A 21,809-nucleotide genomic window follows, 5' to 3' on the forward strand; every position below is an offset into this window, starting at 1 on the left:
TTCGCCAACTACATCATGCCGCTGCAGATCGGTGCACCGGACGTGGCCTTCCCCCGGCTGAACGCCTTCGGCTTCTGGCTGACCACCTGGGGCGGCATCATCATGCTCACCGGCTTCCTCACCCCCGGTGGCGCGGCGGACTTCGGCTGGACGATGTACATGCCGCTGGCGGACGCCATCCACTCGCCCGGTGTGGGCTCGCAGTTGTGGATCGTCGGTGTCGGTGTCGGCGGCGTCGGCAGCATCCTCGCCGGCGTCAACATGATCACCACGATCCTGTGCCTGCGTGCGCCCGGTATGACGATGTTCCGCATGCCGGTGTTCACCTGGAACATCCTGGTGATGTCCCTGCTGGTGCTGCTGATCTTCCCGCTGCTGACCGCGGCCGCACTCGGTGTGCTCTACGACCGCCTGCTCGGCGGCCATATCTACGACCCGGCCAACGGTGGCGCGATCCTGTGGCAGCACCTGTTCTGGTTCTTCGGCCACCCCGAGGTCTACGTCCTGGCCCTGCCGTTCTTCGGCATCGTCTCCGAGATCTTCCCGGTGTTCTCCCGTAAGCCGATGTTCGGTTACGTCGGCCTGGTGTTCGCCACGCTGTCGATCGCGGCGCTGTCGCTGGCGGTGTGGGCGCACCACATGTTCGTCACCGGTGCGGTGCTGCTGCCGTTCTTCAGCTTCATGACCTTCCTGATCGCCGTGCCGACCGGCATGAAGTTCTTCAACTGGCTGGGCACGATGTGGAAGGGCCGGATCACCTTCGACACGCCGATGATCTTCGCGATCGGCTTCTTCGTCACTTTCCTGTTCGGTGGTCTGACCGGTGTGATGCTGGCCTCGCCGGCACTGGACTTCCAGCTCTCGGACTCCTACTTCGTGGTGGCGCACTTCCACTACACCCTGTACGGCACGGTGGCGTTCGCGACCTTCGCCGGCGTGTACTTCTGGTTCCCGAAGATGACCGGCCGGATGCTGGACGAGAAGCTGGGCAAGATCCACTTCTGGCTGACCTTCATCGGCTTCCACGCCACGTTCCTGGTGCAGCACTGGCTGGGCAACATGGGTATGCCGCGTCGCTACGCCGACTACCTGGATTCGGACGGGTTCACGGTGCTGAACCAGGTGTCCACCATCGGTGCCCTGATCCTGGGTGTCTCGGTGCTGCCGTTCGTGTGGAACGTGTTCAAGTCCTGGCGTTACGGTGAGGTCGTCACCGTGGACGACCCGTGGGGGTACGGCAACTCGTTGGAGTGGGCCACGTCCTGCCCGCCGCCGCGGCACAACTTCACCTCGATGCCGAAGATCCGTTCGGAGCGTCCGGCGTTCGAGCTGCACTATCCGCACATGGTGAAGACCGTTCGCGGAGAGGCGCACGTGGGACGCCACTTCTGAGATCCCGGCGTCCTGCCCCGTCCGTTCCCCCTGACCGCCCCGTCCGGCTTCGGCCGGCGGGGCGGTACGGGTGTCTCCGGTGTCTCCGGTGTTTCCGGCCCCTACGGCTGCGCGGTGACCTGGTCGGACAACCAGTCCGACACCCGGGTCCAGTACCCGGAGTTCCTGGTCCGGAAGAACCCCATGTGCCCGAGCGAGTCCCCGGCCCGTGGGGTGACGTCGACCTCGTCGATGTCGGCCGAGCGCATCCGGCGGGTCAGCACGGTGGTCGCTTCACGGGTCGCCCAGAGGTCGTCGGTGAAGCACACCGACTGGACCGGCATGTCCGCGGCGGCGTACCGGGCCCCGAAGTCGAAGCCGGGGTCGTCGAAGAAGTAGTTCTCCTTCCTGCTCCAGCCCGCCCACTGCGTCAGGGCACCGACCGGGATAGGTTTGCCCATGCCGAGCCGCGCGACCGGCACCCTCCCCGTGATCCGCGCTGTCAACGGGATGATGATGTTGAAGAAGGCCCACACCCTCGCCTTCTCCTTCACCTCCGGGATGAGGGCGGTGACGCCGGCGTGACTGGCGACCATGGCCAGCGCGTCGACCGGGGACTGCTGTTGGACCGCGATCTGCCCGTGCGCGCCGACACTGTGGCCCACGGCCAGGAGGCCGAGGTCGGGCCACCGCTCCCTGGCGAACGCGTTCGCGGCGGGGATGTCCTCGAACATCCAGGTGGACATGGCGATGTCCCGGCGGCGGTCGTCGCCGGGTGCCGCGGTGTCCCCGCATCCGGAGTAGTCGTAGATCAGTACCGAGAACCCCTGGTCGGCGAGGTGTCCGGCGAAAGCCCGGTAGAGCCCCTGGGACACCGCCGTCGCGGGGTGGACGACGACAGCGGCCCGTGCTCCCGGGGTGTCGATGATCCCCGCCGTCAGGGCGCGCCCGTGGGACGTGGGGATCTCGACCGTCTCGAAAGTATGTGTCATGCAACACACTCTAGTGGTGGGAGGCGCTCATGTGTCTCTATCTGCATAAGCACACTCCCGGTGGCGCGGCCCTGTTCCCGCGCTCTGGAGGGTGTCAGCGGATGAGTGCGAGGATCTGCGTGATCCAGCCCTTCTCGATGAGGAAGAGGACGGTCTTCAGCGCGGCCGGGTTATCCGCCAGGAAGGAGAACACCGCGATGATGTCGCTGACGCTCACCCCGGCGCCCTGCAGTGCCATGAAGATGGTGACGATGTCGCCCACACTCACGCCGGCCTGGAGCAGCGCGGTGACCACGGTGACGGCGGCGCCGATCTCGCCGCCGTTGATCTCACCGAGGCTGCCGACGGCGTCGAAGGGGCCGGCCTTCTCGCCGTTGAGGCTGCTGACCAGGTCGGCGGGCAGCGAGGAGGTTGCGGAGGCGCCGGCGTCGCCCGTGGAGTCGGCGACGGCCGTGGGTGCGAAGACGAGGGCGGGGGTGACGACGACGGCGGCGATACCGGCCTTGATGCGGCGGGAGACGGGTGGGAGGTTCATGGCACATGCTTTCTGCTCGTGAAATGTCTGGCCTAGAACCATAGCAGTGCAGCGCACGGGGCGCCCACGGAGTGGAGCGCGACCCGTGCCGACCCGCGCTGGCAGAGGTGCCGGTCCATTGGCAGAGTTCCCGGTCGTTTCGGACCGGTAGAACGACGGTCGCCTCTGTCACGCTGCCGACTGCTCTGCCACCGGCACCGGGCGGACAGAAGAAGGAGGCCCCCGCGTCGTGCGGAAACCTCCTGACAGGTTCAGCCGGTGCTGCAGGTGCAGTCGGTGCTGCTACTCGGCGGTGGCTGCGCCGTCTGCTGCGTCGGACGCGCCGTCGGCGCCATCAGTGTCGTCGGTGTCGTCGGCGCCGGACTCGTCGCCGAGGGAGCCGGTGACGGACCCGATGACGTCGCCGACCGTGGCGTCGTCGCCGTTGACCAGGGAGATGACCTCGAGGATGGTGTCCAGGGAGACACCGCCACCGACGACGTCACTGATGACCCCGGCGACCTTCGACCAGTCGGCGTCGGACAGGGAGGACGCGGCGTCCTCCGAGCCGATGCCCTCGGGAAGCGAGCCGCCGGTGGTGTCCTCCGGGGAGGTGGTGGGCGCGTCCGCCGAGGGGGAGTCAGTGTCGTCGGCGAGCGCGGCCGGCGCGGCGAGGACCAGGGCGGGTGCGAGTGCGACGGCGGCGATGCCGGCGCGGGAGAGGCGGGAGGAGCGGAGAGTGGAGAGGCCCATGGTGGGGTCCTTTCAGGTGAGGGGTGTCGTACGTCTGCGAAGTGTAGGGGACGTTCCGGAGGCTGTCCAGGGTTCGGTGCGGTCCGTATCCCCGATGAACACCGCGTCTGCGGTGGCCGGGAGGACGTTCGTGTTGGCAGGACGAGGACGATAGTCTCTGGCTGTGTCAGGCGTGGGGGCCGAGTGTGACGGCGGTACCGGACGCGCAGACCATCATCATGCCGCCCTGGCCGAGGTTCTCGTAGTCCAGGTCGACCCCGACGACGGCGTCTGCCCCGAGCTCGGTGGCCCGCTGGACCATCTCACCGAGGGCGTTCTCTCGCGCACGGAGCACTTCGCCCTCGTAGCTGTTACTCCGGCCGCCGACGATGTTCCTGATGCCGGCGCCGATGTCCTTGAACATGTTGATGCCGACGATCGTCTCCCCGGAGACGACGCGGAGGTAACCGGTGATGGCGTGGCCTTCGACGCCGTTGGTGGTGGTGACGATCATGACTGCGCTCCTTCGGATTGGTGGCGTGGGGTTGAGCCCTGTCACGGGCATCGGCTTCCATGATGCCCGAACGGGAACGGTGTCGCTTGGTGCTATGCCTTGGACGGCGCGAGGCCGGATGTAATGCTTGTTAGGCTGAAGCGCATGACAAAGCGGATCAATGTCGTCGGAGCGGTTCTGACGGACGGGACGAGGGTTCTCGCAGCGCAACGTGGCGAAGGCATGTCGTTGGCCGGCATGTGGGAGTTTCCAGGCGGCAAAATCGAGGCGGGGGAAAGCCCTGAGGAGGCGCTTCGCCGGGAGCTTAAAGAAGAGCTCTTGTGCGTGGCAGAGATCGGGGACCGGGTGGAGACAACGGAGTATGAGTATGACTTCGGCACCGTGGTACTGACGACATACTTTGGGACGATCATTGACAGGGAACCAACGTTGACTGAACACTCCGAAGTGCGTTGGGTCGAAGCGCATGACCTTCCCGAGCTGCAGTGGGCCCCTGCCGATATCCCGGCAGTTAATCGCGTCGTCGCATACCTCGGCGCATGAGCATGGAGGATAACCCGGTAAGTGCCGGGACAGCATACGGATTCCTCGACCGGGAGGTCGACTCGGAGCACCTCTACCACCCCAGGCTCATCGCCAACCGGGATGGTAACACTATGGTCCGTGCGATCACTGAGGAGATGCGTCGCTCGGTACGAGTTGACTTTTCAGTAGCCTTCATTACGCCGGGGGCTTTGGGGCTGATCAAGCAGGCGCTGCGCAATTTTGACGGTGTCGTCCGGATCATCACATCGACCTACCTTGACTTCAATGAGCCTGATATGTTTCGAGAACTCCTTAATCTCGATAATGTAGAAGTGCTTATCCATCCTGGCACGGAAGGCGGATTCCATGCCAAGGGCTATGTCTTCACTCAGGAGGAGACGCTTTCTGCCATCATCGGTAGTTCTAACCTCACCCGAAATGCTCTGACGAAGAATCAGGAGTGGAACCTCCGTTTCTCCGCGCTTCCTGAAGGCGATATCACGTATCAATTACGTGCAGCAATCGACGAGCAGTGTGCAGAGTCTCGGCCCCTGACCCGAGAATGGATTGACAACTACGAGCAGGATCGACAGATTCGCATCGTACCGATGATGTCACAGGCCATCGAAAACGGCGAGATTCCGTTAGGTCCGATCGTTCCCAATGCGATGCAGAAGGAAGCGCTGACCGAAATCCGTTCGGTGCGGGATGCAGGGGAGGGGCGCGCTCTCGTTATCTCCGCAACGGGAACGGGAAAGACCATTCTGGCAGCCCTTGCGGCGCGCGAGTTTAACCCCCGCCGCATGCTCTTCATCGTGCACCGAGAGCAGATTCTCGACAAGGCAATGAGTGAGTTCCGTCGTGTCCTCGAAGCTGACCCGGACGAGATTGGCCGCGTTGTCGGAAATCAGAAGGAGGACGATAAGCGGTTCGTCTTCGCCATGGTCCAGACTCTATCTAAGGAGGAGTATATCCAGAGTCTTGCTCCTGATTCCTTCGATCTCATCATTATTGACGAGGTGCATCGTGCCGGCGCCGCCAGCTATGAGCGCGTGATTGAGCATTTCGATCCAGAATTTCTTCTAGGTTTGACCGCAACCCCCGAGCGGACCGATGACACAAACATATTTGAGATGTTTGACCATAATGTCCCATATGAAATTCGCCTCCAGGAAGCTCTTGAGGCGGATATGCTGGCACCCTTCGACTACTACGGCGTTACGGAATATATCGACGATATCGGTGATCTTCAGGAAGATACCGGACGTCTTAGTAAGCTAGTTGCTCCGGACCGCGTCGAGTACATTCTCGAAATGCTACGCGCGTATGGCTTCCCTTCAGGCGTCAAGGGACTGATGTTCTGCAGCAGCCGGCAGGAGGCGCATGAGCTCTCGGAATTGTTAAATACGAGGACCCTCAACGGCCGGGAACTTCGGACACGTCCTCTGACCGGCGAGTCGACCGCGGAAGAGCGTGAAGTGGCGATGGGGGACCTTGCGGATGGTCGGCTCGACTATATTCTTACTCGCGATATCTTCAACGAGGGAATCGATATTCCGTCAGTGAATCAAGTCGTGATGCTGCGCAATACCGATTCTAGTATTGTGTTTACCCAGCAGCTTGGTCGAGGGTTGCGGAAGAGCGAAGGCAAGGACCATCTCCGTGTCATTGACTTCATCGGAAACTATAAGAACAACTTCCTCATCCCTGTTGCGCTGTTCGGCGATCATAGTTTGAACAGTGATTCTGTCAAGGAGAAGTTGATCAAGGCGCAGACCTCGGGAGTGATCGCTGGGATCTCAAGTGTGAACTTCGATGAGATTTCACGCCAGCGTGTCCTTGATTCGCTCGCGAAATCGAGACTAGACAGCGCGCATAATCTCAAGAGTGCTATTCGCAGTCTCGGAAATAGGATTGGCCGAACGCCGATGCTTATCGATTTTGCACATCATGAGACGGCGGACCCGGTAGTTCTTGCTACGAAGAAGCGTTGCTATTGGAACCTTCTTTCGGGCTTCGGTCTTTCTGCTTCGGTGCCGTACGCCGACGAGGCTTCATATCTTTCGTTGCTCGATAGTGAACTATTGAACGGGAAGCGTCCGCATGAGCTCCTCCTTATTCAGGCACTATTGAATCAGAGGACGATCACGCGGGATTCTTTCGCGCAGCTTCTGGTTGAGCGTGGGTGTGCTGCCGACGACGCGACCATTTCGTCTGTGGAGCGCATCCTGACTCTGTCTTTCTTTACGAAGGAAGAGAAGAAAAAGTATGGCCCTCACCCGGTGATAGATATCTCTGATGGTCAGTATCGACTGAACCGCGAATTCGTCCGACTGTATGATGCCGGCACGGCATTCGCAACTCATGTCGATGACGCTGTCGCGACCGGAATATACCTGTCGCGCCATAGTAAATCATGGCAGGGTAAGCTCGTCGAGGGGCATCAGTACACCCGTAAGGATGTCTGCCGCTTGCTGAACTTTGAAACTAATCAGTACAGCACGCTCTACGGTTATAAGACAGACTCTTATTCGAATACGTGTCCAATCTTCATTACCTATGAGAAGTCGGATGAGATTTCCGCGACCACTCAGTATGAGGATGGGTTCGACGATGAAGCAACCATCAACTGGTTTACGAAGAGTCGAACTTCCTTGAGAAGCAAACGAGAAATGGATATTGCAGCGAACGCGTTCCCGCTACATGTCTTCGTGAAGAAGGATGACGTGGATGGAAGCGATTTCTTCTACTTGGGTGGCGCTAAAGCTAGGGACGCATTCGACACGCATATCAAGGATAAGAATGGCAAGGACGTCCCGATCGTAAACATGAAGCTGGATCTGGAACATTCGGTGAGTGCCGGGCTCTATGGCTATCTCACTGCGCCATCAATGAAGTAGTCACGCTGTTGGCTACATTGCCGTGAATGCATCTCGCAATGCATGTGCGGCTGCGGGCTCTCGTCGCCACACCCGTTCGCCGCTCAGTTCCATGTAGGCCTGTTCAAGGGTGCATCCTCGGAGGAGCCGGCGAGCTCGGATGGCGTCGTCGGCGTCACGGATCCATTCCGCTCGTTCGGTGTGGCTGAGTGAGTCCATGGTCGTCTTTCATCTGGGGGATCTGTCTCATCCAAGGGTATCCGGGCGGTGCGACGCGATGAACGGCGTGTTCCCACGTGTACTGGATCCTTGATGCGTTATCGCGTTCGTAGCCGGGCCGCCGGTAACTCGAACGTGCTGAGGGGACGTGCAGCGACCGGTCGCCGAGCTATGAGCCCCGATGCCTCGGGCCTGGGCCGGTGACGAGGCTGATCGCCGACACAACCTAGAGACACGGCGGTCCGGTTGTGGATGGAGTGGGGTGCCGAACCCCGAAGTTATCCACAGGGGTGGGGGTCAATGTGAACACATTGTGGACAACGCTGTGGATAAGTTTCGTCAGGACAGCCCGCCGCGCCCGCCGACACCGACAGCCTCGCCGACAAGCTCCACCACGCGCTCCGCCGTGCCCCACGACAGCGTGACCCCTGCGCCACCGTGACCGTAGGCGGCGATCACGGGAAGGGCGTACCCGTCGACCCGCTCCAGGCGCACCGTCTCCCGCGTCGGGCGCAGCCCCGCCCCGTGCCCGAGTATCGGCAGCTCCTTCAGCTCCGGGACCAGCGCCTCCGCGCGGGACAGGATCGCCTCGGCCGTGGCCTGGTCCGGCGTCTCGTCCCAGGACCCCGCCTCGGCCGTCCCTCCGACCACGATCTCGTCCTCCCGGGGGAAGACGTAGGTCATGGCCGTGGGGTCGTCGGAGTCCACGGTCCACCCGATCAACCGCGGCCCGTCCTCGCCGCCGTCACCGTTGGCGAAGACCATCACCTGGCCCCGCACCGGGGCCACGGCGTCGTCCCCGCCGAGGAGCTCACCGCCCCGCAGCCCGCCGGCGACGACCACAGCGTCCGCCGACCCCGACAGGTCATCCAGCGAGGTCACGGTGCGCCACTGGAAGGCCACGCCGCTCATCCGGCACGAGTCCATCAGCCACGCCAGGTAACGGGAGGTCATGATCATCGGCAAGGTGGCCCGGACGCCTCCCTCGACCGGGCGGACGGCGTCGTCGCCCAGCACGGACACGACCGGCGGCACCCACGAGCGGTCCGGCGGGTCGAGGCGTTCGTGGAACATGCCGGTGCGCATCTGCACCGGTGGGACGTCGTCGGTGAAGTCGTCGGCACCCGCCGATGGGTCGTCTGTATCAACGCTCTCGGCGAGGGTCGCCAGTTCGACGAACCGCCGCAGGGAGCGTTCGAGGACGGCCTCCGCTCCCTCGGCGCGGTACGGGAACCACAGGGCGCCGGCCAGCGCGGAGACCGTGTCGCCGGGCCCGTGGTCGGCGACGACGGTGACCTCGTGGCCGGCCTCGGCGAGGTCGTGGGCGCAGGACAGGCCGATGACGCCGGCGCCGATGACGGTGACTCTGGATGGGGTGGGGGATGTGGATGGCATGGGGCCCATTGTCTCACCGGGGTCGCCGTGGTCGCCCTCAGCCCGGCAGGACGCTGGTCGTCCACCCGCTGGTGGTACGGGTGTACCGTACCCGACGCGACGGTCCGTCGTCGTCACCCTCCCAGAACAGGTACTCACGGGGGACCACGGCGAAGACCGCCCACGTCGCCGGCGGGTCCTGCCTGCCCAGGTCAGGGTTCTCCCGGTCGAACTCCGCCCACCGACGGCGCCGCTCCCGAGGCGATGCCCGGGCCAGGTCAGGGCTGTTCATCCAGGCGAGTAGCTGCAGGTAGCGGGGCTGACCGGCGTAGATCACGTGTTCGGTCTCCTCGTCGGCCCGGACGACGTCGCCGACCACCGTGGCCTGCCGGGAGCCGTCACCGGTCAGTACCGTCAGGGAGGCCCTGGGGTCCGAGCCGATGTCATGCACCTTCTGCGACCGGCTGTCAGTGTGGAACAGCACGCCACCGTCCCCGCGGACACCGTTGACGTTTACCGTGCGGGTCCGTGGATAGCCGTCCCCGTCCACCGTGGCAAGTGTCATCAGGGTGGGGGAGTCGTCGAGGTGGTCGATGAACAGCCGGACGGGACCGCTCACAGGCGCTCCCCGGAGACCACGTCGTACTTCAGCTGCACCATCCCGTTACCGAAACCCCGCGACGAACGCAGCGCCAGCGACATCGCCACGTCGGGCAGGAACCGCAGGCCGCCGCCGACGGTGACCGGGCAGACGAGCATGTGGATCTGGTCGACCAGTCCGAGCCGCAGTGCCTCCGCGGCGAGGGTGGGGCCGTCGACCGTCAGGTCACCGTCGGCGTTCTTCAGGCGCTGCACGTCGGCGGCACGGAACTCGCGCTCCAGGGTCGTGTTCCCGGTCCACACCTCCGGCAGGGTGGTGGAGTAGACGACCTTCTGCGCCGCACACCAGATCCCCGCCCAGACGGCGGACTCCTCCGACTGTGCGGCGGCCTCGGGGTCGGTCTCCCAGACGTGCATCATCTCGTACATCCGACGGCCGTACAGGTAGGTGCGGACCGACGCGGTGTCGGCGTTGATGGCGGCGAGCACCTCCTCGTCGGGCACGGCCCAGTCGAAGTGTCCGTCCCGGTCGGCGACGAAACCGTCCGCCGACACGATCATCGAGTAGATCAGATGGCCCATGGCGTGCCTCCTGGTGTCGCGTACCCCGAGGATACGTGTCTCCACCGACGGGCGGGCCGGACGTTCTACGATGGTGCCATGGGCACCGAAGCGCAGCACGACGAGACCGTCATCCCGTTCCGGCGGAAGACCGGGCGGCCGGCGACGCTCTGGCGTGAGGTCCTCGGCCGTGAGATCCGTCGCGAACGCGCCGCGCGGCAGGACCGCCTGGTCGACACCGCCGAACGGGCCGGCATCTCGGCGCAGTACCTCTCGGAGCTCGAGCGGGGGCTGAAGGACCCGTCCTCCGAGGTCCTCGAGGCGGTGGCAGGGGCACTGGGGAAGTCGTCGTTCGACCTGGTGCGGTCGGCGGCGGCACCTACCGGGCCGGTGCTCCTCGCCGCGTGAGGACCCGGTCGACCACCCCGTAGTCCAGCGCCGCCTCCGGCGTCAGGACGAGCTGGCGTTCGGTGTCCTCCCGCACCTGTTCCGGGGTGCGGCCACAGTGCAGGGCGAGGATCGCCTCCTGCAGCCGCCGGACCCGCTCCATCTCCTCGGCCTCGATGATCAGGTCGGGGATGGTGCCGCGTCCGCCCTCGGCGGCGGGCGGCGTGAGGACGACGCGGCCGTTGTGCAGGATTGACCGGTGGCCGTGTTCGCCTCCGGCCAGCAACAGCGCGGCGGAGGCCACCGCCTGCCCCACGCAGGTGGTCTCCACCCGGGGCCGGATGAACTGCATGCAGTCGTAGATCGCCATGGTCGCGGACTGCGAGCCGCCGGGGGAGTTGACGTACAGGGACAGCGGCGCGTCGGGGTTGTCGCTCTCCAGGTGCAGTAACTGGGCGATCACGGTGTTGGCGACCCCGTCGTCGACGGGGGTGCCGAGGTAGATGATGCGTTCGTCGAGCAGGCGGCTGTAGATGTCGACGGTCTTCTCGCCGGTGGGCGTCTGGGTGGTGACGTACGGGACCGGGTACGACGACATCTCAGTTCACCCCCAGTCCGAGCGCCGCACGGCGGGCCGTCAGTCCGTCCGGCCCGGTGATCAGGCCGAGGTCGTCGATGACCCGGTCGACGAAGCCGTACTCCTTCGCCTGCTCGGCGGTGAACCACCGGTCGCGGAGGGAGTCGCGGGTGACCTTGTCGAGCGGCTGCCCGGTGTCCTCGGCGACGCAGGTCAGGACGGTGTCCCGGGTGTGCCTGATGTCGGCGGCCTGGATCTCGATGTCCTGGGCGGTGCCGCCGATCCCGCCGGAGCCCTGGTGCAACAGCACCTTTGCGTGGGGCAGGGTGAAGCGTTTGCCGGGGGTGCCGGCGGAGAGCAGGAACTGGCCGGCACTGTAGGCCATGCCGATGTTCACGGTGGCGACGTCGTTGGGGATGCCGCGCATGGTGTCGCGGATGGCGAGCATGCCGGGGACGGAACCGCCGGGGGAGTTGATGAGCAAGATGATGTCCGCGGTGGCGTCGCGGGAGGCGAGGAGCAGCAGTGAGGTGCACAGCCGGTTGGCGGTGTCCTGCTCCAGCGCGTCGCCGAGGACGATGATGCGGCGTTCGTAGAGATCCCGGTAGATCTCCTGGTCGAGGGTGCGGGTGGGGTCGGGGTTGTTCTCTGGCATGGGACCCACCCTGCGGACGGTCGCGGTGCAGGGCAATGCCCCGCTGCCGACGGCGGATCTGCTGTGAGCGGATCGCCGGCCGGCCAGCGGGGCAACCGTCGCACCCCATCAGTTTCCTAAGTAAAACTGACCTGGGGTTTTACGAGAGTAAGAACCTTATCGGGTGCGACTGTCGCAGCGCCGCGGGCCGGTGCGCCCGGCCCACCGGCCCCCAACCTCGCCCCGTCACCCGCCGGCGACCACGGTCCCGCCACGCAACACCGTGGTGACCTGCAGGTCGGCATCCAGGACGACCATGTCGGCACGTCCGCCGACCTGGAGGCCGACGACCGGGAAGCCGACGGCGCGGGCCGGGTTCACCGAGGTCTGACGGACGGCCTGGAGCAGCGTGGCATCGGCGTCGGAGACGTCACCGCCCCCGGGGCAGCTGTGTGCCACGGCGAACCGGAAGAGCTGGTCCATGGTGGCGGTGCTGCCGGCGATGGTGTCGGTGCCTGCCACGTGGGCGACGCCACCGGTGACGTCCACACCCAGGGTGCCGAGACTGTAGCTGCCGTCGGGCATGCCGGCGGCAGCCATGGCGTCGGTGACCAGGGTGACGCGGTCGGGGCCGACGAGCTCGCAGACCCCCCGGTAGAGCGCGGGGTGCAGGTGCACGCCGTCGCCGATCATCTCCACGGTGACCCGCGGGTCCTCGACCAGGGCGGTGACGGGCCCGGGTTCGCGGTGGTGGACCGGGCGCATGGCGTTGAACAGGTGGGTGCCCACCCGGGCGCCGGCGTCGATGGCGGCGATGGTCTGTTCGTAGGACGCGTCGGTGTGGCCGACGGCGGCGACCGCTCCGGCGTCGACGACCTGCCGGACGGCGTCCAGGGCACCGTCGAGTTCGGGGGCGATGGTGACCATGCGGACGGTGCCGTCGGCGGCGTCGAGGACGCGGGCGAGTTCGCCGGCGTCGGGGTGTCCGGGGTGGCGCAGCGCCGTGGGGTCGTGGGCCCCCTTCTTCGACGGGGCCAGCCAGGGTCCTTCGAGGTGGATGCCGGCGACGAGGCCGTCGCGGACGTGCCGGGACAGCACGTCGACTTCACGGAGCAGCTCCCCGGGGTGGGCGGAGACCAGGGAGGCCATGATGGTCGTCGTCCCGTGGGCGGCGTGCATGGCCACGGCGGTGGCGGTCTCCTCGTCGGTGGCGACGGGGAATGCGCCGCCACCCCCGCCGTGGACGTGCATGTCCACGAAGCCGGGGACGACGGTCGCCGCGCCGAGGACGAGGTCGCCGTCGGCGGTGGGCCGGGGTGGTTCACCGGCGCCGAGGGCGGTGACGGTCCCGTCGGTGACCTCCACCCAGCCGGGGCGCAGGACCTCGTCGCCGGTGACGAGGACGTCGGCGGTGACGAGCCTGGTCGGCCCCGTCGGCCCAGTCGGCCCCGTCACAGCCCCTGCCAGACGGGCTTGGCGGCGTAGGTCTGCCGGTAGTAGTTCGCCAGCTGGAGACGTCCGGCGGCGGCTTCGTCGACCAGCACGGAGACGTGCGGGTGGTGCTGCAGGATCGTGGCGGGCCACAGGGCGCTCACGCCGCCTTCGGCCAGCTGGTGCACGGCCTCGGCCTTGTTCTGCCCGGTGGCGACGAGCACGATGTGGCGTGCCTCCATGATGGTCCCGAGTCCCTGGGTGAGGCACTGGGTGGGGACCCGGTCGAGGTCGTCGTCGAAGAAGCGGGCGTTGTCGATGCGGGTCTGGCGGGTGAGGGTCTTGATGCGCGTGCGGGAGGCCAGGGACGAGCCGGGCTCGTTGAAGGCGATGTGGCCGTCGGTGCCGATGCCCAGGATCTGCAGGTCCACGCCACCGGCGGCGCGGATGGCGTCCTCGTAGTTCTGGCAGGCCGCGGGGATGTCGGTCGCCAGTCCGTCGGGGCCCTGGACGGAGCCGGGCCGGAAGTCGACGCGGGAGGTGAACTCGCGGTGGATGACGTTGGCGTAGCGCTCCGGGTGGGCGGCGTCGAGGCCGACGTACTCGTCGAGGGTGAAGGCGCGGGCCTGGGCGAAGGAGACCTCCCCGGCGTCGTGCCGGGCGGCGAGGTCGTTGTAGATCGGCAGGGGGGAGGAGCCGGTCGCCAGGCCGAGGACGGCGTCGGGCTTACGGTCGAGCAGTGCGACGACGGCGCCGCCGGCGAGTTCACCGGCGGCGTCGGCGTCCGGGAGGATGATGATTTCCATGTGGGTCCCTACTTCTTCTTTTTCTTCGTGACGGTGAACAGCGGGCGCATGGTGGACACCGGCGCGGAGGGCTCGACGAGGCCGTCGACGGTGGCGCCGCGGGCGTCCATCACCACCACGGGTACCACGGTGGGGTAGCCGGTCGCGGCGACGGCGCCGACGTCGTAGGTGATGACCGGCTGGCCCTGGACCACGCGGTCGCCCTTGGCGACGTGGGCGGTGAACCCCTCGCCCTTGAGCTTCACGGTGTCCAGGCCGAGGTGCACGAGCACGGCGGTCTTGTCGTCGGTCATGATGGCGTAGGCGTGCGGCAGCAGCTGCATGATCTTGCCGGACACCGGGGCGACGGCCTCGACCACGCCGTCGGCCCCACCGTCGGGCTCGATGGCCAGGCCCGGGCCGACGGAACCGGCGGCGAAGGTCTTGTCCGGGACCTCGGACAGGGCGACGGTGCGGCCCTGGACCGGGGCGCGGACCAGCGTGGGTTCGGGGAGTGCGTCGGTGTCCGCTGCGGGTGTCTCGGGCTCGACCGGTGCGACGACGGGTTCGGTCGCCGGTGCGGGGGCCGTCGCCGGGGCGGCGCCGGCCAGGGCGGCCCGGATCTCCTCCTTCAGGACGTCCGACTGGGTGCCGAAGACGGCCTGGACGTTGTTGCCGACCTCCATGACCCCGGCGGCGCCGAGGGCCTGCAGGGCGCCCTTGTTCACCACGCTCTTGTCGGCGACCTCCATGCGCAGGCGGGTGATGCAGGCGTCGACGCCCACAAGGTTGTCGCGTCCGCCGAATGCGGCGATGAACTGCTCGGCACGCTCGGAGCCGACGGCACCGTCGGCGTCCTGGGCGGCCTGGGAGGCCTCGAACTCGTCGTCGGGCAGGCGGCCCGGCAGGCGCAGGTTCCACCGGGTGATCGCGAAGCGGAACATCAGGTAGTAGACCACGGCGAAGACCAGACCCTGGGCGATCAGCAGCAGGATGTTGTGTGCGGCGGGGGCCCGGCCGTAGAGTAGCAGGTCCACGAGTCCGGCCGAGAAGGAGAAGCCGAGGTGGATGTCCAGCATGTTGGCGATCGCCAGGGACAGGCCGGTCAGCACGGCGTGGATCACGTACAGCGGGAACGCCAGGAACATGAAGGCGAACTCGAGGGGCTCGGTGATACCGGTGATGAAGGCGGTGAGTCCGGCGGCGCCGAAGATGCCGACGGCCACGGTCCGCTGCCGCGGCTTGGCGACGTGGATCATCGCCAGGGCGGCGGCGGGCAGGCCGAACATCAGGATGGGGTAGAAGCCCGAGGTCAGCGTGCCGGCGGCGGGGTCGCCGGCGGCGAAGCGGGTGAGCTCACCGCTGACGAGGCCGTTGGCGCCCTCGTAGTCGCCGTAGATGAACCAGATGAAGGTGTTCAGGATGTGGTGCAGGCCCAGCGGGATCAGCATGCGGTTGGCGAAACCGTAGACGAACGCGCCCAGCGCCCCGGAGCCGGCGATGAACTCACCGACGGAGGTCAGGCCGCTGTTGAACAGCGGGTAGACGTAGGACATGGCGAAGCTGACGAAGAGCACCGCCAGGGAGACGACGATGGGCACGAAGCGGCGTCCGCCGAAGAAGCCCAGGTACGGGGGTAGCTCGATGTCGTGGTACCGGTCGAACAGCCACGCGGTGATCAGACCGACGATGATGCCGCCGAAGACGCTGTAGTCGATCATCGCCTGGTCGCCGGCGGCGTCGGTGACACCCTCCAGGACGACCGGGGACATGGATTCGAAGACGGCGGTCATCACCAGGTAGCCGGCGACCGCGGCGAGGGCGGTGGAGCCGTCGGCCTTCTTCGCGAAGCCGATGGCCACACCCACTGCGAAGAGGAACGCCAGGCTGCCGAAGAGGGAGTCGCCGGCGGCGCTCATCGAGTCGAAGAACGGGCCGATGACGGGGATGTCGGTGCCGCCGAGCATGTCGTCCTGGCCGAGGCGCAGCAGGATGCCGGCGGCGGGCAGCAGGGCGATCGGCAGCATGAGGCTCTTGCCGAGCCGCTGCAGTTGGGCGAATCCGGGGATGCTCAGTCCCTTGCGCTTCCCGGTCTTCTTTCCCGTGTTCTTCCCTGTGTTCTTCCCGGGGCCGCTGTCGGCGGGTCCGGGGTCCTGGGTGGTGTCTGGGGTGGTCACGTGAGGCTCCTCGCGTCAGTGGGGCCCGGGCCGGGCCAGTACGGACAATATTGGACTAGACCAATTCGCTGTGTCAAGGGTCACGTCGGACGGCCGATTGTCTGGTCTACACCAGTGCCGGTACGGTGGAGCCATGAAGGTGCCCAAGTATTACCTGGTCAAGAACCAGATCATCGAGCTCACCGCGGGGCTCGAGCCCGGCACCGCCGTGCCCGCCGAACGTGAACTCGCCGAACGGTTCGGCACCTCGCGCACCACCGTGCGTCAGGCCATCGCCGAGCTGGTCGCGGACGGACGACTCGAGCGCGCCCAGGGCAGGGGCACGTTCGTGGCGTCGCCGAAGATGCTGCTGCTGCCGCAGGTCTCGTTCTCCAGCAACGCGATGTCGCAGGGCTGGCGTCCCGGTCGCGTCGTCGTCTCCGCCCGCTGCGAGGGGGCATCCGGGGTGGTGCGGGAGAAGCTCCGGCTGGAGGAGGGGGAACAGGTCACCCGTTTCGAGGTGCTGCGGACCGTGGATGGCGAGCCGCTCGCCCACGAGACCGTGCACCTGCCCGGGGACCTCACCGAACTGTCTGAACGGCTGGAGGCGCAGGACTCGCTGTACCGGATGCTGGGCGCCGACTACGACATGGGCATCCGGGAGGTCGAGGACGTCGTAGAGACGATCCCGTGTGACCCGGTGCGCGCCGACCTGCTCGGGGTGAGCACGGGGCAGCCGCTGCTCCTGGTCCACCGCACCGGGTTCGGTGAGGGGGGACGTCCCGTGGAGTGGACGGAGTCCGCCTTCCGCGGTGACCGTTACCGGTTCGTCTCGCGGCGGACGTTGTAGCGCTGCCGTCGCTGAGGCGGTAGAGCCTGCCGGGACTACTGGTACTACTGTTCCTACTGTGCGACCTTGCCGACGTTGAACACACTGTCACCGGCGATGATGCCGGCACCGAACAGGGACAGGCTCGTGTCGTCGGGGCCGCGCAACCGCCGCCACACCACCCGGGTCGCCAAGGCGATCAGAACAAGCCAACCGGCGTGCGGGGTGGCCACGAGTAGCCCGGTGGCGAACAACACCCCCATTTGTCGGGTCGAGCCACCCACGAGCTGGATCACTGCCCCGGGGATCGCCCACAGCGCCATCGTTGTCGCTACATCGGGGTCGGAGATCCCCGCGGTGATCGTCTCGGCGAAGACGGTGGCGGACGGTGGGATGCCTCCGTCCCCGAACAGCCCCTGCCAGGACACCGCGACGACGCCGATCGCCACGACGATGGCGATGATGGACGCCTTGAGCTGTTCGCGCCGCCCGACGAGTTCGTACTCCCGCCAGGGGCGGGTCTCCCGGCGCAGGATCCAACCGGCCTTGTAGTCGTAGCCCATGTCGGCGAACGCTGGCCCAGTGGCCGAGCAGTAGGCCACGAGGATGACCAGTGGAACGGTCGGGATGCCGAGGAACAGTCCGAAGATCAGGAAGATGAGTGTGACGGCGAAAGCAGGGAACCAGCCCGCGTGCATGGCGGCCAGGCCGACGATCAGTTCGTGGACTATGGCGGCGACACCGGCGAACAGCACGAATCCGAACAGGCCCGATCCGGAGAGGTCGGAAGTCGCACCTCCGATGAGTGCGATGAACAGGGCGCCCAGCACGAAGAGGATGTACCCGGTGCTCATCGCACGGCCCAGCGCGGCATCGGTGATGGTGTAACCGAGGGTCTCGTCCTTCGCGACCTCATCCAGACGAGCGGCTTCCGAGCGCTTTCCGGAGGTGGTCCGTGACTTGACGATGATCCACGCGACCTGCAGCAACGCGACGACACCGGCGCCGATCATGAAGCCGTGGGCGACGTAGAGTTCGCTGAGGTCGATGTCCCACAGCACCGGCGTGTACTGCGCGATCAGTAGTCCGAAAGCGAACATCAGCAGGGCCCAGAGGTTGCCGATCAAGGCGACACCCGCAGCTGACATCGGCAACGACAGCAGGGACCCCGCGACACCGACGACGGCCCCGCCGAGGAGGATGACGACGCGTCGTCCGCCGACCACCCCGGCACGGATGGTCTCCGCCGAGGCGACACCGGGTGGCCACGGGGCCGACGCCGGCATGAACCGGGACCCGAAGGCGCGGAACAGCACGAACACGTCGACCGCGACGCCGATGGAACAGCCGAGAAGCATCGGCCACACGAGTTCGGGCTGCCCGAGTGCATACGGGATGGCTATGGGGGCGAGGAGGCCGTTGGCGGCGGCGAACGTCGACGTCGAGATCGCCGTCTGCAGCAGGTTCTGCCGGTGCGGGTTCTTGAACTTACGTAGTCCGGCGAAGGACGCCCGGCCGATCATCATCGCGATAACCGCGCCGATGACACTGGTGTTGGCCGAGATGCCCAGTGTGGTGATCAGGTGGACGCCGATGATCGAGCCGAGCAGGCTCAGCACTACACAGAGGACGAGGACACCGGGTTCGTAGGCCCGGGGATGGCGTGGCGGCGTAGCGGGAGGCGCACCTGGAGGTGTGGTGGTGCCGTGTGCTGCGGGTGGATTGTCCATGATGGCTCTTTCTCACGGGGGAGGGTGGGGCCGGGCGCGGTGCGGTGGCAGCGCGCCCTGACCGCCCTATTGCTGGAAGCGGTCCATGGGGCCGTAGCGTTCGGTCAAGGTGGCGACCTCGACGGAATCGACGAAGCTCACCTCTCCCCGGCCGAACTGTTTGGCCGCCTGGACGGCGAAACGGGTGGCGTCGAACAAGGCTGTCTCGTAGCTCGCGCCGGTGGAGGACCCGGGGACGACTGCTTTGGCGGTGAGCGCAACGCCCACGACCGGGGCATCTGTGGCGACCGTGGGCTGCATGATCGAGTTGAAGTGCCTCAGGCCGTTGTCGTACGGCGTGATGTCCTGCTGCGCCAGGGGGAACGTCCTGGCAGGCTCACCTGTCGCGTACTCCAGCAGTGTGACCAGGTCATTAGCGACCGGAAGCAGGTAGCCCGACTGGGCGGTCGGGGAGATCGCGACACCACGGTGATTGATCAGTCGGTTTCCCTTCGAGGTGTCGAAGGACAGGATCGCGTCCATCGAGGTGTCGACCTCGTGGGTGTTCATGACGTCCGATGCCAGCGGGGTGCCCATGAAGTCGACCGGTTCCCTCGGGGTGATGCTCACGTGGGTCGCCACGTGGGTGGTGACGACGACGTCCCCGTCGGCCTGTCCGCCGGCGGCTGCGAGGCGTATGAGCCGAAGCGCCGCCGCAAGCACGACTATCGACCCGTCGGCGTCGGACACGAAGCCGATCCGCTCCGGTTGCGCCTGCTGGGCCCCGAGGCGGCCGATCAGGCCCAGGGTCGGGGCATCGCCACCGGACGAGGCACCGTCCGTCCCCGGGATCGTGACCTTGATGAAGTCGCAGAGCCTGGAGGTGTCCTCCGGCTCGTCGTAGCTGACCCGTTCCACGTCGACGCGGACGCCGGGTGCGGCCGGGGAACGAAGCAGCCCGGCGATGCGCTCTCCGGTGAGCCCCGGGTCGTCCATGAGGTCGCAGATTTCCATGATTTCGCGGAGTGACATCAGTTGACCGGTCCTTTCAGGTCGGTGAGGGGGAAGCGTCGGTTCCGCCCGAGGTCGGCCGGGGTGGCCCCGTGTGTGAAGACGAGTGCGTCGTGCTCGCCGAGAATCTCTCCGTCGGTGCCGTCGACCAACAGGGCGCCGCCCTCGTAGAGCGCCAGGACATCCTCGGTCGGGTTGATCTCCGTGAACTCCAGGAGCCGTTCTTCCCGGCTCTCACCGTTGTGGCCCTGAGGCTTGCCGGGAATGAAGTGGGGGTTGATCTGGAAGGGGACGAGACCGATGGCGGTGAGCGTCGGGGGTTCGACGATGGGCATGTCGTTCGTCGTGCGGATGGTGGGGGTGGCCACGTTCGTCCCGGCGCTCCATCCGATGTAGGAGGCATGTCCACCGGTGACGCGGTCCCGGATCGCGTCGACGAGTCCGGCCTCGTAGAGCCGGTTCAGGAGAGCGAAACTGTTGCCCCCGCCGACCGCGATGACGTCGGCGTCGTTGACGGCGGCCACGGGGTCGTCGAACCTGTGCACCGAGGTCAGCTCCGCGTCCGCGGCGATGAACGCAGGGGATGCAAGGGCCTCGTAGGTGTCGTAACTGAAGGAGACCGCGGCGTAGGGGATGAAGAGGACCTTGCGGCTCGTCCCGTCCAGAATGGTGCGGAGTTGCCGGTCGGCATGTTCCAGGTAGCCCAGGTTGTCCTTGCGGGAACTGCTCATGAGGAGTGCTCGTGTCATCGGGCGTGGTCCTTCCTTGTCGAGACCGCGTCGATGAACCGGTCGATCTCCTGGCGGGTGTTGAAGTAGTTGAGCGAGATGCGGGCCATCTTCTCGATGCCGTACTCCGCGAGGATCGGGCCGGCCATGAAATGACCTGACTCGATGATGATGCCCCTGTCTTCCAGGGACGTCGTGAGGTGGTCCGGGTCAACGCCGCGGAGGTTGAAAGGGATGATTCCCAGGCGCCGTGAATCGTCCTCCGGGCCGTAGATGTCCACCTCGCCGAGGGCCCGTAGGCGGCCGGCCGCATAGTCCGTGAGCTCGCGGACGGTCTGGTGGATGTGGTCGATGCCGGTCTTCCGGACGGCCTCGACGGCGCCGCCCAGGGCGAGGATGGCTGGGACGTTGGGGGAGCCGGCCTCCAGGCGGCGGGCGGTCGGGGGAACGGTCACGTCGCCGGTCCCGGGATCGATCTGTGTGTTCCACCATCCGGCGAGTGTCGGACGGAGCTGGTCGGTGAGTGCGGAGCGTACGGCGAGGACGCCGGACCCTTCGATTCCGCGCAGCCCCTTGCGGGTGCACGCGGAGATGAAGTCGCAGTGCCAGTCGTCGAAACCCAGGGGGACGATGCCGAGCGACTGCGCGGCATCGACATGGGTGAGGACCCCGTGGGACGCGGCGACCTCGCAGATGTCGCGGACGGGTTGGACGACGCCCGTCACGTTGGACAGTGAGGCGAAGGTGACCAGCCGGGTGCGGTCGGTGATCGCCTCGGCGATTGCCTCGGGGTCGAGTACCCCGGTTGCCCCGGCTTCCACGGTGACGACCGTGACTCCCACGTCCTGTTCAAGCATGCGCCAGATGGCGACGTTGCTCAGCATCTCGGTGTCGGGGACGATGATCTCGTCACCCTCGTTCCACCGCAGTCCACGGGCCACGAGACAGATCGCTTCGGTGCCGTTGCGGGTGAATGCGATTTCTTCGGGAGTGGCCTGGAACAGGGTCGCGGTTTCGGACCGGATCTCCTCCAGCCGCGTGTAGATCTCGCTCCTGAAACGGGGCAGGTAGGGGCCGACGTCCCCGGTCTTCCTGAGGTACTCGACGGCGGCGTCGACGGCTTCCCGGACGGGCGGCGCTGCGGCGGCGGTGTCGAAGTACACATAGTCCGTGCCGGGCTCATCAGCTGAGGTCACGTCTGTCACAGAGAACTCCTTCCTTGGTGTCGTGGGTCTCATCCGGCGGTAGGTTCCGTCTCGGATCACTTCCCAGACTCAGGTA

General features: G+C 66.3%; 21 protein-coding genes. 5 read left to right on the forward strand and 16 right to left on the reverse strand.

Annotation, left to right across the window (positions count from 1 at the left end; genetic code table 11):
• Positions 1 to 1,392, forward strand: a 1,392-nt coding sequence (locus MUN33_RS08245; RefSeq protein WP_244804447.1) for a cbb3-type cytochrome c oxidase subunit I, incomplete at its 5' end; no start/stop codon positions are given.
• A gap of 101 nt (positions 1,393 to 1,493) precedes the next feature.
• Here the strand turns inward: MUN33_RS08245 and MUN33_RS08250 are convergent.
• From MUN33_RS08250 to MUN33_RS08265, 4 genes are all read right to left on the reverse strand, one after another.
• Positions 1,494 to 2,363: an alpha/beta hydrolase family protein gene (locus MUN33_RS08250; protein ID WP_244804448.1), complete on the reverse strand. Its 870-nt coding sequence runs from the start codon at positions 2,361 to 2,363 to the stop codon at positions 1,494 to 1,496.
• A gap of 94 nt (positions 2,364 to 2,457) precedes the next feature.
• Positions 2,458 to 2,898, reverse strand: a complete 441-nt coding sequence (locus tag MUN33_RS08255) for a hypothetical protein (protein ID WP_244804449.1) — start codon at positions 2,896 to 2,898, stop codon at positions 2,458 to 2,460.
• A 282-nt stretch (positions 2,899 to 3,180) separates the two neighbouring features.
• On the reverse strand, positions 3,181 to 3,630 hold the full coding sequence (locus tag MUN33_RS08260) for a hypothetical protein (protein ID WP_244804450.1): 450 nt from the start codon (positions 3,628 to 3,630) through the stop codon (positions 3,181 to 3,183).
• 166 nt (positions 3,631 to 3,796) lie between these two features.
• Positions 3,797 to 4,123, reverse strand: coding sequence for a YbjQ family protein (locus MUN33_RS08265; protein ID WP_244804451.1), 327 nt, complete (start codon positions 4,121 to 4,123; stop codon positions 3,797 to 3,799).
• A gap of 144 nt (positions 4,124 to 4,267) precedes the next feature.
• Between MUN33_RS08265 and MUN33_RS08270 the strand changes: the two genes are divergently transcribed.
• Together MUN33_RS08270 and MUN33_RS08275 are read left to right on the forward strand one after the other, a co-directional pair.
• On the forward strand, positions 4,268 to 4,666 hold the full coding sequence (locus MUN33_RS08270) for a (deoxy)nucleoside triphosphate pyrophosphohydrolase (protein ID WP_244804452.1): 399 nt from the start codon (positions 4,268 to 4,270) through the stop codon (positions 4,664 to 4,666).
• Positions 4,663 to 7,548, forward strand: a complete 2,886-nt coding sequence (locus MUN33_RS08275; RefSeq protein ID WP_244804453.1) for a DEAD/DEAH box helicase — start codon at positions 4,663 to 4,665, stop codon at positions 7,546 to 7,548. Before MUN33_RS08270 ends, MUN33_RS08275 begins: the two co-directional genes overlap by 4 nt.
• Before the next feature lie 537 nt (positions 7,549 to 8,085).
• On the opposite strand, the gene MUN33_RS08280 is transcribed toward MUN33_RS08275, so the two are convergent.
• Genes MUN33_RS08280 through MUN33_RS08290 form a run of 3 tightly spaced genes read right to left on the reverse strand, consistent with a single transcriptional unit; the run spans position 8,086 to position 10,302 of the window.
• The gene (locus MUN33_RS08280; protein WP_244804454.1) at positions 8,086 to 9,141 is read right to left on the reverse strand and encodes an FAD-dependent oxidoreductase; all 1,056 of its coding nucleotides are present in this window, start codon (positions 9,139 to 9,141) and stop codon (positions 8,086 to 8,088) included.
• 37 nt (positions 9,142 to 9,178) lie between these two features.
• Positions 9,179 to 9,739, reverse strand: coding sequence for a pyridoxamine 5'-phosphate oxidase family protein (locus MUN33_RS08285; protein ID WP_244804455.1), 561 nt, complete (start codon positions 9,737 to 9,739; stop codon positions 9,179 to 9,181).
• On the reverse strand, positions 9,736 to 10,302 hold the full coding sequence (locus MUN33_RS08290; protein ID WP_244804456.1) for a dihydrofolate reductase family protein: 567 nt from the start codon (positions 10,300 to 10,302) through the stop codon (positions 9,736 to 9,738). Before MUN33_RS08290 ends, MUN33_RS08285 begins: the two co-directional genes overlap by 4 nt.
• Before the next feature lie 78 nt (positions 10,303 to 10,380).
• Between MUN33_RS08290 and MUN33_RS08295 the strand changes: the two genes are divergently transcribed.
• The gene (locus MUN33_RS08295) at positions 10,381 to 10,689 is read left to right on the forward strand and encodes a helix-turn-helix domain-containing protein (protein WP_255806701.1); all 309 of its coding nucleotides are present in this window, start codon (positions 10,381 to 10,383) and stop codon (positions 10,687 to 10,689) included.
• On the opposite strand, the gene MUN33_RS08300 is transcribed toward MUN33_RS08295, so the two are convergent.
• From MUN33_RS08300 to MUN33_RS08320, 5 genes are all read right to left on the reverse strand, one after another.
• A complete protein-coding gene (locus MUN33_RS08300) occupies positions 10,661 to 11,266 on the reverse strand; it encodes a ClpP family protease (protein ID WP_244804457.1) in 606 nt (201 codons plus the stop codon). The two genes, MUN33_RS08295 and MUN33_RS08300, sit on opposite strands and share 29 nt — an antisense overlap.
• Position 11,267: 1 nt before the next feature.
• A complete protein-coding gene (locus MUN33_RS08305; protein ID WP_244804458.1) occupies positions 11,268 to 11,900 on the reverse strand; it encodes a ClpP family protease in 633 nt (210 codons plus the stop codon).
• Between the two features lie 225 nt (positions 11,901 to 12,125).
• Positions 12,126 to 13,334, reverse strand: a complete 1,209-nt coding sequence (gene nagA, locus MUN33_RS08310; protein WP_244804459.1) for an N-acetylglucosamine-6-phosphate deacetylase — start codon at positions 13,332 to 13,334, stop codon at positions 12,126 to 12,128.
• The gene (nagB, locus tag MUN33_RS08315) at positions 13,331 to 14,116 is read right to left on the reverse strand and encodes a glucosamine-6-phosphate deaminase (RefSeq protein ID WP_244804460.1); all 786 of its coding nucleotides are present in this window, start codon (positions 14,114 to 14,116) and stop codon (positions 13,331 to 13,333) included. Before nagB ends, nagA begins: the two co-directional genes overlap by 4 nt.
• An 8-nt stretch (positions 14,117 to 14,124) precedes the next feature.
• Positions 14,125 to 16,170 carry a PTS sugar transporter subunit IIABC gene (locus MUN33_RS08320; RefSeq protein ID WP_244804675.1) on the reverse strand — a complete coding sequence of 682 codons (2,046 nt, stop codon included), beginning with the start codon at positions 16,168 to 16,170 and terminating at the stop codon, positions 14,125 to 14,127.
• A gap of 235 nt (positions 16,171 to 16,405) precedes the next feature.
• On the opposite strand from MUN33_RS08320, the gene MUN33_RS08325 reads away from it, so the two are divergent.
• Positions 16,406 to 17,101, forward strand: a complete 696-nt coding sequence (locus MUN33_RS08325) for a GntR family transcriptional regulator (RefSeq protein ID WP_244804461.1) — start codon at positions 16,406 to 16,408, stop codon at positions 17,099 to 17,101.
• Between the two features lie 53 nt (positions 17,102 to 17,154).
• Here MUN33_RS08325 and MUN33_RS08330 read toward each other — a convergent pair whose 3' ends face one another.
• The 4 genes from MUN33_RS08330 to MUN33_RS08345 all read right to left on the reverse strand — a co-directional run bounded on the left by MUN33_RS08330 (position 17,155) and on the right by MUN33_RS08345 (position 21,733).
• Positions 17,155 to 18,810, reverse strand: coding sequence for an OPT/YSL family transporter (locus tag MUN33_RS08330; protein WP_244804462.1), 1,656 nt, complete (start codon positions 18,808 to 18,810; stop codon positions 17,155 to 17,157).
• 66 nt (positions 18,811 to 18,876) lie between these two features.
• Positions 18,877 to 19,821: a DUF1177 domain-containing protein gene (locus MUN33_RS08335; RefSeq protein WP_244804463.1), complete on the reverse strand. Its 945-nt coding sequence runs from the start codon at positions 19,819 to 19,821 to the stop codon at positions 18,877 to 18,879.
• Entirely contained in the window at positions 19,821 to 20,549 is a 729-nt protein-coding gene (gene pepE / locus MUN33_RS08340; protein ID WP_244804464.1) for a dipeptidase PepE, read from the reverse strand. Before pepE ends, MUN33_RS08335 begins: the two co-directional genes overlap by 1 nt.
• Positions 20,546 to 21,733: an aminotransferase class V-fold PLP-dependent enzyme gene (locus MUN33_RS08345; RefSeq protein ID WP_244804465.1), complete on the reverse strand. Its 1,188-nt coding sequence runs from the start codon at positions 21,731 to 21,733 to the stop codon at positions 20,546 to 20,548. Before MUN33_RS08345 ends, pepE begins: the two co-directional genes overlap by 4 nt.
• Positions 21,734 to 21,809: the final 76 nt, after the last annotated feature.

The organism is Corynebacterium kalidii (genome assembly GCF_022869005.1).
GTDB classification, from domain to species: Bacteria; Actinomycetota; Actinomycetes; order Mycobacteriales; family Mycobacteriaceae; genus Corynebacterium; species Corynebacterium kalidii.

Coding starts and splice junctions, on each gene's coding strand:
- MUN33_RS08250 (WP_244804448.1), bottom strand. CDS start 2,363: ATGACACATACTTTCGAGACGGTCGAGATCCCCACGTCCCACGGGCGC.
- MUN33_RS08255 (WP_244804449.1), bottom strand. CDS start 2,898: ATGAACCTCCCACCCGTCTCCCGCCGCATCAAGGCCGGTATCGCCGCC.
- MUN33_RS08260 (WP_244804450.1), bottom strand. CDS start 3,630: ATGGGCCTCTCCACTCTCCGCTCCTCCCGCCTCTCCCGCGCCGGCATC.
- MUN33_RS08265 (WP_244804451.1), bottom strand. CDS start 4,123: ATGATCGTCACCACCACCAACGGCGTCGAAGGCCACGCCATCACCGGT.
- MUN33_RS08270 (WP_244804452.1), top strand. CDS start 4,268: ATGACAAAGCGGATCAATGTCGTCGGAGCGGTTCTGACGGACGGGACG.
- MUN33_RS08275 (WP_244804453.1), top strand. CDS start 4,663: ATGAGCATGGAGGATAACCCGGTAAGTGCCGGGACAGCATACGGATTC.
- MUN33_RS08280 (WP_244804454.1), bottom strand. CDS start 9,141: ATGCCATCCACATCCCCCACCCCATCCAGAGTCACCGTCATCGGCGCC.
- MUN33_RS08290 (WP_244804456.1), bottom strand. CDS start 10,302: ATGGGCCATCTGATCTACTCGATGATCGTGTCGGCGGACGGTTTCGTC.
- MUN33_RS08295 (WP_255806701.1), top strand. CDS start 10,381: ATGGGCACCGAAGCGCAGCACGACGAGACCGTCATCCCGTTCCGGCGG.
- MUN33_RS08300 (WP_244804457.1), bottom strand. CDS start 11,266: ATGTCGTCGTACCCGGTCCCGTACGTCACCACCCAGACGCCCACCGGC.
- MUN33_RS08305 (WP_244804458.1), bottom strand. CDS start 11,900: ATGCCAGAGAACAACCCCGACCCCACCCGCACCCTCGACCAGGAGATC.
- nagB (WP_244804460.1), bottom strand. CDS start 14,116: ATGGAAATCATCATCCTCCCGGACGCCGACGCCGCCGGTGAACTCGCC.
- MUN33_RS08325 (WP_244804461.1), top strand. CDS start 16,406: ATGAAGGTGCCCAAGTATTACCTGGTCAAGAACCAGATCATCGAGCTC.
- MUN33_RS08330 (WP_244804462.1), bottom strand. CDS start 18,810: ATGGACAATCCACCCGCAGCACACGGCACCACCACACCTCCAGGTGCG.
- MUN33_RS08335 (WP_244804463.1), bottom strand. CDS start 19,821: ATGTCACTCCGCGAAATCATGGAAATCTGCGACCTCATGGACGACCCG.
- pepE (WP_244804464.1), bottom strand. CDS start 20,549: ATGACACGAGCACTCCTCATGAGCAGTTCCCGCAAGGACAACCTGGGC.